Raw genomic sequence first — 14,163 nt, forward strand, 5'->3', positions numbered from 1 at the left:
TTCTTCAAGCCCGCAGCAATGACTGCAAGCGCTTACATTTTTACGTCACCGAAGCCGATCGCGCAAACAGTACGTTCGCTTCGATATCAGGCCGTGACCTTTGATGGATGCTGGAACCGCTTACAGAGGCGTCGCGGCCACAGCAGGGTGGTGGCGGCGTCCGCGTCGCTAGACTTCCCCGCATGGCTGATTCTTCGTTCGACATCGTGAGCAAGGTGGACCACCAGGAGGCCGACAACGCCCTGAATCAGGCGCGCAAGGAGGTCGAGCAGCGGTACGACTTCAAAGGCACCGGCGCCTCGATCGAGTGGTCCGGCGAGAGCGTCCTGATCAAGGCGAACTCCGAAGAGCGCGCGAAGGCGGTTCTCGACGTCTTCCAGACCAAGCTCATCAAGCGCGGGATCTCGCTCAAGAGCCTCGAGTCCGGCGAGCCGGCCGCCAGCGGCAAGGAGTTCCGGATCGTCTCGACGATCAAGGACGGCATCTCCTCCGAGAACGCGAAGAAGATCTCGAAGATCATCCGCGACGAGGGGCCCAAGTCCGTCAAGTCGCAGATCCAGGGCGACGAACTGCGCGTGCAGTCGAAGTCGCGCGACGACCTGCAAGAGGTGCAGCGTCTGCTGAAGGCCGCCGACCTCGACGTCGACCTTCAGTTCATCAACTACCGGTAGCGCACAGGGGCCGCGCGGAGCCTCCGTCGCTCCCCTCACCACTCGGTGAGGGTCCACACCTCGGGCCGCACCGCCGCGCCCTGCACGTCGGCGAAGGCGGCCGCCGCGAGCTTGAGCTCCGCAACCGCCTCATCGTTTCGACCGGCGGCGTGCAGCAGGTCGGCGGTCTGCGAATGCAGAGCCGCGAGACGGTGACGGTCGCCCTGCCGCTCGGCGAGCACCAGGGCCTCGCGCGCCGCGTCCAGCGCGAGCGGACCGTCACCGGCGGCGGCGAGCGCCCGTGAGAGATTGTTCAGCGCGGCGATCAGCAGATCGGTGTTGCCGTGGGCGCGAGCGCGCGCGACGGCATCCCGCAGATGCTCTTCGGCGCGCACGACCTGCCCGTCGGCCAGGGCGATCATCCCGAGGACGTTGCCGGCCTGCGTGCGTGCCGCATCGTCACCCGATGCGACGGCGGCGCGCTCGGCCGCACTCGCGGCCTCCCTCGCTTCGAGGTCGTGACTCCGGCGATGCAGTACGAGTGCGAGGTCTGCCGACACCCGCGCTCGGCGACCCCCCGGCCCCTCTGCGGCGAGATCGCGTGCCGCCTCCAGATGGGCCTGAGCCAGTGCCCAGTCACCGAGACGGTCGTGCACCCCTGCGATGGCGTGCTCGATCTCGGATCGACGTCGAGGTTCGCCCTCGGCCATGGCCGAGGCCTGGTCGAGCGCGATGAGCGCCTCGGGATAGCGACCGAGTCGGACGAGAGCGGCTCCGATCGCCGAGTACTCGTCGACACCGCCTCGGCCCAGGGCCAGCGCTGCCCGCAGCTGGAGGATCGATTCCTCGTGGGCGGACACGCTCGCCGACTCAGCCGCCGCTTTCAGGAACCACGATGCCGCCTCCGTTTCGCGACCCGCCTCCGCGAGATGCTGGGCTACCGAACCGGCAGGCGTGGCACGCGGATCGACCGCGTGCCGCCGCGCGAGGACGTCGGCGACGCGGGCGTGCAGGAGGCGACGCCGAGCCAGCGACAGCCCCTGCAACGCCGCGCTCCTCACGAGGTCGTGCGGCGCGTCGTAGCCGGGCGTGTCGTCGTGCTCGACGAGAAGGCCCCGGGCGACCGCCTCCTCGATCGCTTCGACGGTCTCGGTCTCGTCGCGCCCACTCACCGCGCGCAGCAGTTCCGGCGTGGCGACCGAGCCGATCACGACGGATGCCGCTACGACCTGTCGTGCCGTTTCGGACGCCGCGGTGAAGCGAGCCGACACGATGTCGCGCACCTGGCCGCCCTCCGCTTCCGAGGGCGCTGCGACCACTTCTCGCACGAGCAGCGGGACGCCCCGGGTTCGGCGCAGGACCTCCGCCGCGTCGACGCCTTGTCCGGCGAGTTCGACGATCTGACGCTCGTCGAACGGCTGCAGCAGGATCGTCTCGCCGGACTCCGCGACCGCCTGCTGGAGAGGCCCGTCCGTGAGCCCCGGTGCCCACGCGACGACAAGGAGCACGCCCGCCGGAAGCCGCCGCGCGATGTACCCGAGCAGCGCCGCAGAGGGCCTGTCCAGCAGTTCCGCGTCATCGACCACGAGCAGCAGGGGCTCCCCGACCGTCAGTCTCTCGATCGCTGTGCGGACGGCCTCGTGCACGCGCTGCAGGTCGCCAGGGGTACGGATCGTTCGCGGTGCGGGACCGTCGACCTGTGTGGCCAAAGCCGCCAACGGCGCCGCGGACGACCCCAGGGTCACCACGAGATCCGGCTCCACGGTCAGCAGTGAGCGCACCAGGTCGTTAGCGGCTGCGTAGGCGAGCATCGATTCCGACGCCCGTCCGGCGATCCGGATGGTCCGGCCCCCCGCATGCTCCGCTACCGCCGCAGCCAGGACGGTCTTGCCGAGTCCAGGTTCGCCGACGATGCCGATGAGGCGACCGGATGCCGGCACCGCACTCCACGCATCGGCCAGTCGCGCCAGGTGATCCTCTCGCCCGACGAGCCTCGTCGCCGGCTGAGCGGGGGACGCGTCCGGTGTGACGGTGGGCTGCGGCGCTTCGGGGACGGATGCCGTCGCGGGTCGCGCGAGTCGATCGGCGCGGATGTCTTCGTGCAGCGCCGACGTCTCGGGGAGGGGCGCCACCCCGAGCTCGCGGTCGAGGAGTCGCACCAGACTCCGGTAGGCGCGCAGCGCCCCGGGCCGGTCACCGGCCCATGCCGACACCCGGATGACGTCGGCGTGTGCGGGTTCCGAGAGCGGATCCACCTGTACGCGCCTCCGGGCCCATTCGACCGCTTCGGGCCACGAGCCGCCGTCGGTGGCCGTGGCGACGAGCCGGGCAAGGGTGCGAGAAAGCTCGTTGCGCAGCTCGTCGGCGACGCCCAGCATCCAATCGTCGAACGGCGGGCTGTCTCGCAGCGCGAAGCCTTCCGCGAACCGTTCGGCTGCGAAGTCTGCAGCGCGGCGCCAATCGGCTGCGTCGGGCGACGCGGCGAGTCGGCGGAACTCGACCACATCGCAGTCCACCGCCCCGGCATCCATACCGACGCGATCGGCGTGCACGACGAGCGATGGACCGACGGCGGCCGCGACGGACAGCGTGCGCCTCAGAGCGGCGCGAGCGCGCGTCCTCTCCAGGTCCGGCCACAGCATTCCCGCGAGCGCGTCTCGGCCGAACTCCCGCCCCGTGACCGCCAGCAGGGCCAGGAGAGCGACTGCCTTGCGCGTGTCGAACCGCACGTCTGCGCCGTCCCGCCGCACGCGAGGCGGTCCCAGCAGCTCCAGTCGCACGGACACGATCACCCCTTTGAGGACACCGTAACGGTGTGAGGGCATCCACAGCGTTCCGAGTTCGCAGATCAACTCGAATCCGTAACGCTTTCGGAACGCCGGCCGGAGCATCATCGTTGCAGTACCGGCCGCTGTGCAGCGGTCCGGTCGAGGAGGATCGGATGACCGACACGCTCGAGACAGCGACGCAGACGGCGGCGGATCCGCAGCGGCTCGACGTGCAGGACGGGCCGGACGGCGGCGAGCGCGGGCGCCGACGGGCCGGAGACCGAAGGACGTCCAGGGCTGCCCGTCGCGGTCACCAGAGTGCGGTTCCGTCGCGGGCTCGCCGGATCGAGATCGAGATCGAACCCGGTGATCCGCTGCTGGTCTATCTGCAGTCCGCCTCGGGACCCGTCGACATCGGCGCGCTGCCCGCGTACTCTCCCGCGGTGGCGAGGATGATCGCCCAGGAAGTGCAGCTGGTCGTGCCGCTCGTCACGAGCGGCGAACTCGTCGGCATCCTCGCTCTGGGACAGCGGCTCTCGGAGAGGACGTACTCCCGCAACGACCGCCGACTGCTCGACAGCCTCGCACGGTACGCGGCGCCGGCCCTGCGGCTGGGCCAGCTGATGCGGGTGCAGGAGCGTGAGGCCCGGGAGCGGGAACGCATCGAGCAGGAGCTGCATGTCGCTCAGCTCATCCAGCAGCAGTTCCTTCCGGCCCAGCTGCCGGAACTGGGCGGGTGGAATGTGGCTGCCTTCTACCGGCCCGCGCGCACGGTCGGCGGGGACTTCTACGACCTCATCGAGCTGCCCGACGGCAGGATCATGGTCGTCACCGGCGATGTCACAGACAAGGGCGTGCCGGCTGCGCTCGTGATGGCCAGCACGCACGCGCTGCTGCGATCGGCGGCTTCCGCGGTGACCTCACCGGGCGAGGTGCTTCGCCGCGTGAATGAACTGCTCATTCCGCAGATCCCCACCCACATGTTCGTGACGTGCCTCGTGCTGGTGCTCGACCTCGAGTCCGGCCGCACGCACTTCGCGAACGCGGGACACAATCTGCCGTATGTGCAGCGCGGCGAACGGGTCGTCCAGCTGCACGCGCGCGGGATGCCGCTGGGACTGATGTCCGGCAGCGTCTACGAAGAGCACGAGACCGTCATCGGGCCGGGCGAGATCGTGCTGTTGTACAGCGACGGCATCACCGAGCAGCACCGCGCCGATGGTGAGATGTTCGGATTCGGGCGGACCGCAGCGCTGGTCGCAGGGGCCGACACCGGCCAGCAGCTCGTCGACGACGCCGTCCACGCCCTGGGTGCGTTCTCCGCGGGCGTCGACCAGGAGGACGACATCACCCTGGTGACACTCCAGCGAGGTCGCCGCGGCGGAGTCGCCGATTCGCTGTCGTTCTCTGTTGCGAGCGAGCCGGGCAACGAGCGCGATGCAATGGACAAGGTCGCCTCGATCGCGGCCACGGCGCTGGAGGGTGCGCGCCTGGACGCCCTCAAGACCGCCGTCAGCGAGACGGTGATGAACGCCATCGAGCACGGCAACCGCGCAGACGCCGCGCTCGACGTGCTCATCACCGCCCGGCGAACCTCGGAGTACGTGACCGTCGAGGTGTCCGACTTCGGCCGGGGACTTCGGCAGGATGCCGAGACGCCGGACCTGGACCTGAAGCTGGCCGGACTGCAGCGACCCCGTGGGTGGGGGCTGTTCCTCGTGCGCGAGCTCGTCGACCACGTCGAGGAGTTCGGCGACGGCGATCGGCACGTCGTCCGACTCGTGATGCGTGTGGATGGAACGGATGCGGCGGCCACGGTCGCGCGGGGCGGAGGGAACCATGGGAATGACTCATGAAATTCGTCGAAAGGGCGATCGTGTCGATGTCGTCCTGGTGGGCAGGATCGACAGGGACGCGACGACGGATCTGGACGCGGCGTTCTCCGCGGCATCCATCGACTCGCCCGCGTCGATTCAGCTGGACTTCACGGACGTCGACTACATCAACTCGACGGGGATCGCCCTCATCGTCAGCCTTCTGGCGCGGGCACGCGCGGAGGGGATCGGCGTGCGGGCCTCGGGCCTCACCGAGCACTACCGACACATCTTCGAGATCACCCGGCTGAGCGACTTCATCGACATCGTGCAGCCGGTGAAGGGGTAGGGAATCGTCATGGCATCCGCAGCGCGCATGGACGTCACTCACCCCGCACCGGGGGCGGCGGCGATCACCATCGCGGGCGACGTCACCGCAGCGTGCGAGGACGACCTGATGGCGGCGCACGAGAGCGCATCCGACCGCGGCGCGAAACTCATCGTCCTCGACTTCTCGGGCATGGCCTACATGAACAGCGGCGGGATCGGCATGCTCGTGACGCTGCTCGTCCGCGGACAGCGCCGACAGCAGCGGATCGCCGCGGTCGGCCTGACCGATCATTACCGGCAGATCTTCGAGCTCACCCGGCTCGACGAGGCGATCGCGCTCCATGACGACACCGAATCGGCGATCCGGGCGCTCTCCACACAAGGAGGATGAGCATGGCAGAACAGAACGGTGCGGTACCTCGGGACGCGGCCTTCTGGGCCGCGAAGGTGGATCGCCTGCAGGTGAGCGACCCCACCGAACCGCACGGCTACAACGTTCAGGGCAAGCGCGTCGCAGGCCCCATGAACGGCTTCGGCCGCTTATGGCAGCGCACCTACGTCGCCGACCTCGGCGATTCGGTCACCCCCGAGACCCTGATCGCCGACTGGCGCGCGCACTTCGGCCGGTACTGGCCGCGAATGGGGCGATTCCACGGCTCGGTGTCTGCGATCGAACCGGGCGATGTCACGGCGCTGACGGCGGGCGGGATGACGACCGGCATCATGGTGCTCTACGCCGACGACACCTCTTTCACCTTCCTCACACCAGAGGGGCACATGTTCGCGGCGATGATCACCTTCTCCGCCGAGACCGACGGCACGGGCCGCACGATCGCCCAGATCCGGATGCTCCTGCGCTGCTCGGACCCGCTCTTCGAGAGCATGTGGCCGCTCGCACGACGGGGCGAGGACGTCTTCTGGCCGGGTGTCCTGCGCAACCTTGCCGCCGCCCACGGTGTCGGAGAGGTCGAGGTCGGCGAGCAGACGATCTGCGTCGACCGCCGGCGGCTCTGGGCGAACTGGAGGAATGTGCGTCACAACGCGGGCATCCGCACGCTCACCCACGCTGTGACCGCGCCGCTCCGCCTTCGTCGAACAGGGACGGCGACCTGATGGATCCGGTGATGGGGCCGGCGGCGGGGAGCGCGCCATCATGATCCCCCGCGGTGCGCGCGACAATGCTCGTCGAGCGGCCATCTGGGTGGGAGTGGGCGTGCTCCTCGCGCTGAACGCCGCTCTCGCGGTCGGATTCGGTGCGGTCACGGGCCTTCTCGGCTTCAGCGGATTCCCGATCGTGGGCGCGATCATCCTGATGACGCGTCCACGGAACGGCGTAGGGAGGTACCTCTACGCCGTCGGGATCCTCTGGGGTGTCAGCGCTGCGATGGCTCTCGCGGGCGGGTTCGCCGACACCGGAGGCTGGTCGGGGGTCGCAGGCGTTGCGACGGGACCGGCCTGGGCCGAAGCCATCCAGGCCGCTCTGGGCTGGCCCGCCTGGGTGATGCTTCCGCTCATCGGATTGATCTTTCCGACCGGTCGTGTCGAGACGCGGAGCGGCCGCGCTCTGTTCTGGCTGCTCATCGGTTTCGCAGCGCTCGCAGGCGCGGCCGAGGCGGTCCGACCCGGCCCCCTGCCGGTGAGCGCGCGACCGAACCCACTGGGCGTCCCCGCTCTCACGGGGCTGACCGACGCCGTCACGGGCCCTGTCGGACTGGTGTGCTTCCTGGGGATCATCGTCGCCGTCATCGTCGATCTCGCGGTGCGGTGGCGACGCTCTTCCGGCGCCGACCGCCTGCAGTACCGGTGGCTGGTGTTCGGCCTTGTCTCCACGATCGCCATCGTCGCGCTTTCGGGCGCCATCAACGCGGTGTTCCCCGGCCGGGCCTGGGTCGAGATCTGGTCGGCGATCGCCGTGCTCTCGACGAACCTGATTCCCGTGGCCATCGGCATCGCCGTCACACGACACGGCCTGTACGAGCTCGGGCGGGTCGTCTCGCGGACCGTGTCCTATGCGATCGTCACTGCATTGGTCATCGGGATCTACGCCGCAGCCGTGACCTCGACCACGCGGCTCCTGCCCGATCTGCCGACAGTCGGAGTCGCCGTGGCCACCCTCGTGGCCGCGGCGCTCTTCCTCCCTGCGCTCAGAATGGTTCAGCGCCGGATCGATCGGCGCTTCGACCGCGAGCATTACGACGCGCAGGAAGTCGTCGACGAGTTCGGCGAACGTCTCCGCATCGGAACCGACCCGCTCACGACATCCGACGACCTCACTCGCGCCGTCGAGCGCACTCTGCAGCCGACGGCGATCGGCCTCTGGACGACAGGAGCCGGGTCGTGAGCGACCGGACCCGTCGCCGCAACGATCGTGCGCGGGCCTGGCCCGCTTTTCTGTGCGCCGGAGTGGTCCTGTCGATGCTCATGGTGACGATCGCGGCGTACGTGGCGGACGGACGCCCCGCAGGGGACGCCGCGCCGTTCCTCACTTTGTTGACGATCTTCGTCGGCGTCGGCTGCCTGCTTTCGTGGAAGCGTCCGCTCAATCCGATCGGCTGGCTGCTTCTGCTGATCCCGGCCCTCTTCACGATCGGGACGCCCGCGACCCTCCTCGGCGAAGCTCTCCTCCCGTCGGCGCCCGATCTCTCGGCATGGTTGTTCTGGTACGGCTACGACCGCGAGGACACGTGGAGCTGGCTCCCGCCGATCGGACTGCTCCTCACCCAGATCCCCCTCCGATTCCCCGACGGCGCATTGCCGTCGCCACGATGGCGGTGGTTCTCTCGGTATACGATCGCCGCACTCGTCATGGCGAGCGCGGGACTGTCGACGCTGTCCGCAGAGGTCTATCCCGGTATCCCCAACCCCGCCCATCTGTCCGCGCTCGCCGAGAATCCGCTCATCATCCCGGTGTCCTTCGCCGCGCTGGCGGTAGCATTCATCGGCTCGCTCGCCTCGCTCATCGTGCGCTACCGGCGCGCGGACCCGGTCCAGCGCGCGCAACTGCGGTGGATGCTGTGGGCGGTCGGGCTGGCCGTGGCGATTCTGATCGCGAGCTGGATCATCCCCGACCCGTGGATGGGTATCACCGGCGTCGTGCTCGTGTCGTACGGGCTGATCCCCGTCGCGATCGCCATCGCCGTGCTTCGCTACCGCCTGTACGAGATCGATCGCATCATCTCGCGCACGGCCGCCTACGCGCTGGTGACCGCCGTCGCTGTCGCGATCTACACGATCGTCGTGACCTCGGTCGCGTGGCTGCTTCCTGACGCCACCACCCTCGGCGTCGCCCTGGCGACGCTCCTGGCAGCGGGGGTCTTCCTTCCGGTCCTGCGCGTGTCGCGTCGTCTCCTCGACCGCAGGTTCAATCGCGCGCAGTACGACGCCGAGCGTGTCGTGGATGCCTTCGGGGATCGGCTTCGGACCGGCGTCGACCCGCACACTGCCGCCGCCGACCTCACGGGCGCGGTCGAACGGACCCTCGAGCCTTCCGTCGTCGGCATCTGGACCCGTCCACCGCCTCGGGACGACGAGTAGCGCATGCGGAACGATGACGAATGTCCGAAGCTCGCCGGCATAGGGAAGGTCGCGCCCCGCGGGATTCGAAGCGATGTCCGAGGGTGGTGTGATGATGTTCGCATGACGACGACGGTTGCGACTCCGGCAGCGGTGGCCGCGGCGCGGTTGCAGCCGATCGTGGATGAGGTCGTGGACGTGCGGGCGCAGATCGCCTCTTTGCAGGCGCGCGAGGCGCAGCTGTTCGCGCAGGCCGCCGTGATCGCGCAGGACTGGGCGGCGACGGCATATACCCGCTCCGACGCCGAGCTCGCCCACCGGTCGGTCGCGGCCGACATCGCCGCGGCGCTGCGGGTGTCGGACCGGACCGTGCAGCGTCAGATCGGCGACGCCGACCGCATGGTGACCTGTTTCCCCGAGACCGTCCGCGCGTTACGCGCCGGACGGATCTCGCTGACCCACGCCCGGGTCATCGCCGACGCGGGCGAGCGGATCACCGAGCCCGAGCTGCGCGCGGACTACGAGGCGAGCGTGCTGCCCTACGCCGAAGCGGAATCCGCGTCACGGCTGCGGCCGGTCGCGAAACGCCGCGCGCAATGGTTCCTGAACGAGACCACGCAGCAACGCCACACGTCCGCGGGTGCGAGTCGCGCCCTGCAGCTGCACGACCTCGACGACGGAATGGCGATGCTGCAGCTGACCGGCCCCGCGGTGATCGTCCACGGCATCTACGACCGTGTCTCCCGCATGGCCCGCGACGTCACCGACGCCGACACCCACGCCCAACGGGACGCGAAGACCGCCGCCGCCCACGCCGAACGCGCCGCGAAAGCCGCGGAACGAGAAGCCCGCGCCATCCAGCGTGCAGCGGGGACCACAGCCACCGATGACGAGGCCGCTGCCGCACGTCACCGTGCGGACACCGCATGGGAACACGCCGCCACACTCCGCACCCGCGCGGACGACCTCTCCGCCGCCCACCGCACCATGGACCAGCTGCGCGCCGACCTCATCGCCGACATGATCCTCACCGCCGACCCCACCGCGCACAACGGCACCCGCGACACCGGCCTGCGCGCGATCCACGCGACGGTGAACATCACCGTTCCCGCCCTCGCCCTCCTCGACTCCCCCCTCGACGACCCTTTCGACACCGCCACTCTCACCGGACACGGCCCCATCGACGCCGACACCGCACGACACCTGACCGCCGGCGCCCCCACCTGGAACCGCATACTCACCCACCCCATCACCGGCTCCGTCCTGGCCGTCGACCGCCACGACCCCACCGCCGCGATGCGCCGACACCTCGACATCCGAGATCAGCACTGCCGGTTCCCCGGATGCCGCCAACCCACCACCCGCACCGACATCGACCACACCGTCGACTGGGCCGAAGGCGGCCCCACCACCATCGGCAACCTCGCCCACCTCTGCCGCCGCCACCACACCCTCAAACACCACACCCCGTGGACCGTGGAACAACACCCCGGCGGCATCCTCCACTGGACCAGCCCGACCGGACACCGCTACCCGTCCCACCCGACGAGCCGCACCCACTTCACCACCGACCCCGAACACGACCCCCCACCCTTCTGAACGAGCAGGAGAACGGCGACGGGCGATCCTCGCCGGGTCAGGGGGAGGCGCGTACGTGCATCCGTTCCCCCGAGGCGCTGAAGATGCTAAGCACCTCGACCGGCCCGTCGGCCGTGGCACTCAGACTGTGCGGGGTGCGTGTGTCGAACTCGGCCGCCTGACCGCGCTCGATGATGTGCTCGCGGTCATCGAGCGACAGTCGCAGGGAACCGCTGAGGACGTACACCCACTCGAACCCGTCGTGCACGCGCGGCGTCGGCGCGAACTCGGCGGCAGGATAGGTGACCTTGTAGGTCTGCACGGGCGAGCTCTCGAGCGTGAGCGGGGCGAACACCATCCCGTCCCTTCGCTCCACGGCCCGGCGGACCCGCGGATCCGCCGGCGCCGGCGGGAGCAGATCGTCGATGCGCAGCCCGAGCTGACGGGTGAGGGGAACGAGCAACTCGAGAGACGCCTGACGCTTGCCCGACTCCAGACGAGAGAGGGTGCTCGGCGACATCGACGCCCGCGACGCGAGGTCCTCGAGAGTCCAGCCACGTTCGCGTCGGGCGGCGCGCAGGCGAGGACCGATCTGTGCCAGGTCGTCAGTCATCCCCCGATCTTGCCATTTCCGCAAGATGGTTTGCGCCGCTCACTCCCCCTACACAGGCTGGTGCCATGACGAACGAATGGGATGCCGTCATCATCGGCGGGGGCGTGGCCGGTCTGAGTGCTGCCCAGATGCTCGGCCGTTCACGTCGCCGCACACTGGTGATCGACGGTGGACAGCCGCGCAACCGCTTCGCGACGCACATGCACGGCGTGCTCGGGCACGACGGTCTCGATCCGGCCGAACTGCTCGACCGCGGGCGGGCGGAAGCCCGCGGATACGGCGTGCAGATCATCGCCGGCACCGTGAGCACGGTCGCCGACGACGGTGATCGGATGCTGGTGTCACGAGTCGACGGCACGGTCGACGCTGCGCGCGCGGTCATCCTGGCCACCGGCATCCGAGACGACCTGCCCGACCTTCCGGGGCTCGCCGACGGGTGGGGCCGCACGGTCCTGCACTGCCCCTACTGCCACGGGTGGGAGGTCGCTGACAGGAGACTCGGCGTGCTGGCGACGTCGGCCGCGAGCCTGCACCAGGTGGAACTGGTGCGTCAGCTCTCGCCGACGGTGACGGCATTCATCGCCGCGGCGCGACCGTTGAGCGACGAACCCGCCGACCGCCTCGCATCGCGCGGGGTGGAGCTCGTCCCCGATCCGGTGCGCGAAGTCGTCCCACGCGGCGACGGGATCACCGTGGTGACCGACGAGGGCACCGAATACGAGCTGGACGCGATCTTCACCGGCGGCACTCCCGTGATCGACCTCGGCTTCGCCGGGGGCCTCGATCTCGCCCGTTCGGACCAGCCCGGCGCTCCCCTGATGGCCGACATGCGCGGGGCCACGAGCCACCCGCGCATCTTCGCCGCCGGCAACGTCACCCTGCCGTTCGCGAACGTCCCCGTGTCGATGGGGACCGGCTCCATGGCGGGAGCCGGCGCGAACGCGATGCTCGTCGCCGAGGACTTCGACCGCGCGGTCGCCCAGGTCACGACCGGTCGCTGACCCCGCCCGCTCGGCGCCGGTAGACCGCCATCGCCGCAGCGTAGGCGACGATCAGGATGCCCGAGCACCACGCCAGCGCGACCCAGATGTCCGTGCCCACCGGCTGCTCGGCGAGCAGCGCGCGGATGGCGTCGACAATCGGCGTGACCGGCTGATTCTCAGCGAACCAGGCCACAGGAGCCGGCATCGTGGCGGTCGGCACGAACGCCGAGCTGATGAACGGAAGGAAGATCAGCGGGTAGGAGAACGCGCTCGCGCCGTCCACGGTCTTGGCGGTCAGACCCGCGATCACCGCCAGCCACGTGAGCGCCAGCGTGAACAGAACCAGGATGCCGGCGACAGCCAGCCACGCGAGCGGATCCGCGCCGGAGCGGAACCCCATCACGAGGGCGATCGCCACGACGATGGCCACCGACACGAGATTGGCGGCGAGCGATGTGAGCACATGCGCCCACAAGGCGCTCGACCGTGCGATGGGCATCGACTGGAGGCGCGAGAACATCCCGCCCGTCAGGTCCATGAAGAGCCGGTACGCCGTGTAGGCGATCCCCGATGCGATGGTGATCAGCAGGATGCCGGGAAGCATGTAGTCGATGTACGACGACGTTCCGGTGTCGATCGCTCCCCCGAACACGAAGACGAAGAGCGCCATGATCGCCACGGGAGTCACCGCCGTGGTGATGATCGTGTCGGGGCTGCGCAGGATGTGACGAAGCGAGCGTCCCGTCAGAACGAGCGTGTCACCGGCGAAATGCGCGGTCATGAGAGTCCTCCTCCGTGGTCGCCGACGACGGCGAGGAAGATCTCCTCGAGGGTCGGCCGCTTCTCGACGTACTCGACCGTCGAAGCCGGCAGGAGCTGCGCCAGCTCGACTAGTGTCCCGTTCACGATGATGCGTCCCTCGTGGAGGATCGCGATGCGATCGGCGAGCTGCTCGGCCTCGTCGAGGTACTGCGTCGTGAGGAGAACGGTCGTGCCCCCATCGGCGAGCGCGCGAACGGTGCGCCACACCTCGGCGCGCGACTGCGGATCCAGCCCGGTGGTCGGCTCGTCGAGGAGGATCACGGGAGGATCGGCGACCAGGCTCATCGCGATGTCGAGTCTGCGACGCATCCCGCCTGAGTACGTGCCGGCCCGCCGCGTGGCGGCATCCGTGAGATCGAAGCGCTCGAGGAGGTCATCGGCGACCCGCCCCGGGTCGGGCACATGACGCAGCCGAGCGATGAGGACGAGGTTCTCCCGACCGGTGAGGACCTCGTCGACGGCGGCGAACTGCCCCGTCAGACTGATCGACTCGCGCACCTTACCCGGCTGCGAGGCGACGTCGAACCCCGCCACACGGGCCGACCCGGCGTCGAGGCGGAGCAGCGTCGAGAGGATGTTCACGAGCGTGGTCTTGCCCGCGCCGTTCGACCCGAGGAGGGCGAGGACGCTGCCGCGCTCGACGTCGAGGTCCACGCCGCGGAGCACCGCCAGATCCCCGAAGGACTTCTCGACAGCGGAGACGTCGATCACGGACGGAACGGTCACGTCGACTCACCTCGTTCCGCGGCCTCGACGGCGCTGGTGAGGCGGGCACGCTCCTTGTCGATCCACTGCGTGCCCGAGTAGGCGCGGGCGAAGGACTCGGCGAACTCCACCGGGTCGTCGCCAACGATGTCGCGGATCGGCGTACGGTCCACCGCCGCTCGTTCCCACAGGTCGGCGAGGTCTCCGAACATCGTGATGAGCGTGTCACCGTCGGTGATGCCGCCGAACATCATGAAGTACCGGTGCATCGCCTTGGCGACGCCCGCGTACGGCTCGGGGAGGGCGTCGATCCGGGCTTTGTCCCGCTTGTACTGCTTCTTCTGCTCGAGCGGCCCGGTGAGGGTCTCGATCCATCTGGCGACCATG

14 protein-coding genes are annotated in these 14,163 nt (G+C 69.4%); 9 read left to right on the forward strand and 5 right to left on the reverse strand.

The window, feature by feature from the left end:
• Window positions 1–182: 182 nt before the first annotated feature.
• Entirely contained in the window at window positions 183–671 is a 489-nt protein-coding gene (locus NFR93_RS07315; RefSeq protein WP_251451288.1) for a YajQ family cyclic di-GMP-binding protein, read from the forward strand.
• Window positions 672–706: 35 nt separating this feature from the next.
• Here the strand turns inward: NFR93_RS07315 and NFR93_RS07320 are convergent, their stop codons facing one another.
• Window positions 707–3,436: an ATP-binding protein gene (locus tag NFR93_RS07320; protein WP_251451290.1), complete on the reverse strand. Its 2,730-nt coding sequence runs from the start codon at window positions 3,434–3,436 to the stop codon at window positions 707–709.
• Window positions 3,437–3,591: 155 nt separating this feature from the next.
• On the opposite strand from NFR93_RS07320, the gene NFR93_RS07325 reads away from it, so the two are divergent.
• The 7 genes from NFR93_RS07325 to NFR93_RS07355 all read left to right on the forward strand — a co-directional run bounded on the left by NFR93_RS07325 (window position 3,592) and on the right by NFR93_RS07355 (window position 10,674).
• Window positions 3,592–5,274 carry an ATP-binding SpoIIE family protein phosphatase gene (locus NFR93_RS07325; RefSeq protein ID WP_251451292.1) on the forward strand — a complete coding sequence of 561 codons (1,683 nt, stop codon included), beginning with the start codon at window positions 3,592–3,594 and terminating at the stop codon, window positions 5,272–5,274.
• The gene (locus NFR93_RS07330) at window positions 5,264–5,581 is read left to right on the forward strand and encodes an STAS domain-containing protein (RefSeq protein ID WP_251451294.1); all 318 of its coding nucleotides are present in this window, start codon (window positions 5,264–5,266) and stop codon (window positions 5,579–5,581) included. Before NFR93_RS07325 ends, NFR93_RS07330 begins: the two co-directional genes overlap by 11 nt.
• 9 nt (window positions 5,582–5,590) lie before the next feature.
• The gene (locus tag NFR93_RS07335) at window positions 5,591–5,953 is read left to right on the forward strand and encodes an STAS domain-containing protein (protein ID WP_251451296.1); all 363 of its coding nucleotides are present in this window, start codon (window positions 5,591–5,593) and stop codon (window positions 5,951–5,953) included.
• A gap of 2 nt (window positions 5,954–5,955) precedes the next feature.
• Window positions 5,956–6,675, forward strand: a complete 720-nt coding sequence (locus NFR93_RS07340) for a hypothetical protein (RefSeq protein ID WP_251451298.1) — start codon at window positions 5,956–5,958, stop codon at window positions 6,673–6,675.
• Window positions 6,676–6,715: 40 nt separating this feature from the next.
• Window positions 6,716–7,903, forward strand: coding sequence for a hypothetical protein (locus NFR93_RS07345; RefSeq protein ID WP_251451300.1), 1,188 nt, complete (start codon window positions 6,716–6,718; stop codon window positions 7,901–7,903).
• The gene (locus NFR93_RS07350; RefSeq protein WP_251451302.1) at window positions 7,900–9,096 is read left to right on the forward strand and encodes a V-type ATP synthase subunit I domain-containing protein; all 1,197 of its coding nucleotides are present in this window, start codon (window positions 7,900–7,902) and stop codon (window positions 9,094–9,096) included. Before NFR93_RS07345 ends, NFR93_RS07350 begins: the two co-directional genes overlap by 4 nt.
• Window positions 9,097–9,198: 102 nt before the next feature.
• Window positions 9,199–10,674 carry an HNH endonuclease signature motif containing protein gene (locus NFR93_RS07355; RefSeq protein ID WP_251451303.1) on the forward strand — a complete coding sequence of 492 codons (1,476 nt, stop codon included), beginning with the start codon at window positions 9,199–9,201 and terminating at the stop codon, window positions 10,672–10,674.
• Window positions 10,675–10,711: 37 nt separating this feature from the next.
• Here the strand turns inward: NFR93_RS07355 and NFR93_RS07360 are convergent, their stop codons facing one another.
• Window positions 10,712–11,266, reverse strand: coding sequence for a helix-turn-helix domain-containing protein (locus NFR93_RS07360; RefSeq protein ID WP_251451305.1), 555 nt, complete (start codon window positions 11,264–11,266; stop codon window positions 10,712–10,714).
• A gap of 65 nt (window positions 11,267–11,331) precedes the next feature.
• Between NFR93_RS07360 and NFR93_RS07365 the strand changes: the two genes are divergently transcribed.
• Window positions 11,332–12,267 carry an NAD(P)/FAD-dependent oxidoreductase gene (locus NFR93_RS07365; protein WP_251451307.1) on the forward strand — a complete coding sequence of 312 codons (936 nt, stop codon included), beginning with the start codon at window positions 11,332–11,334 and terminating at the stop codon, window positions 12,265–12,267.
• Here NFR93_RS07365 and NFR93_RS07370 read toward each other — a convergent pair.
• Genes NFR93_RS07370 through NFR93_RS07380 form a run of 3 tightly spaced genes read right to left on the reverse strand, consistent with a single transcriptional unit; the run spans window position 12,251 to window position 14,162 of the window.
• On the reverse strand, window positions 12,251–13,030 hold the full coding sequence (locus NFR93_RS07370; RefSeq protein WP_251451309.1) for an ABC transporter permease: 780 nt from the start codon (window positions 13,028–13,030) through the stop codon (window positions 12,251–12,253). The genes NFR93_RS07365 and NFR93_RS07370 overlap by 17 nt on opposite strands.
• A complete protein-coding gene (locus NFR93_RS07375) occupies window positions 13,027–13,797 on the reverse strand; it encodes an ABC transporter ATP-binding protein (protein WP_251451311.1) in 771 nt (256 codons plus the stop codon). The genes NFR93_RS07370 and NFR93_RS07375 overlap by 4 nt, the downstream gene beginning before the upstream one ends.
• On the reverse strand, window positions 13,794–14,162 hold the full coding sequence (locus tag NFR93_RS07380; RefSeq protein WP_251451312.1) for a DUF1048 domain-containing protein: 369 nt from the start codon (window positions 14,160–14,162) through the stop codon (window positions 13,794–13,796). The genes NFR93_RS07375 and NFR93_RS07380 overlap by 4 nt, the downstream gene beginning before the upstream one ends.
• Window position 14,163 lies beyond the last annotated feature (1 nt).

The organism is Microbacterium sp. Marseille-Q6648 (assembly GCF_943181415.1).
GTDB lineage: Bacteria > Actinomycetota > Actinomycetes > Actinomycetales > Microbacteriaceae > Microbacterium.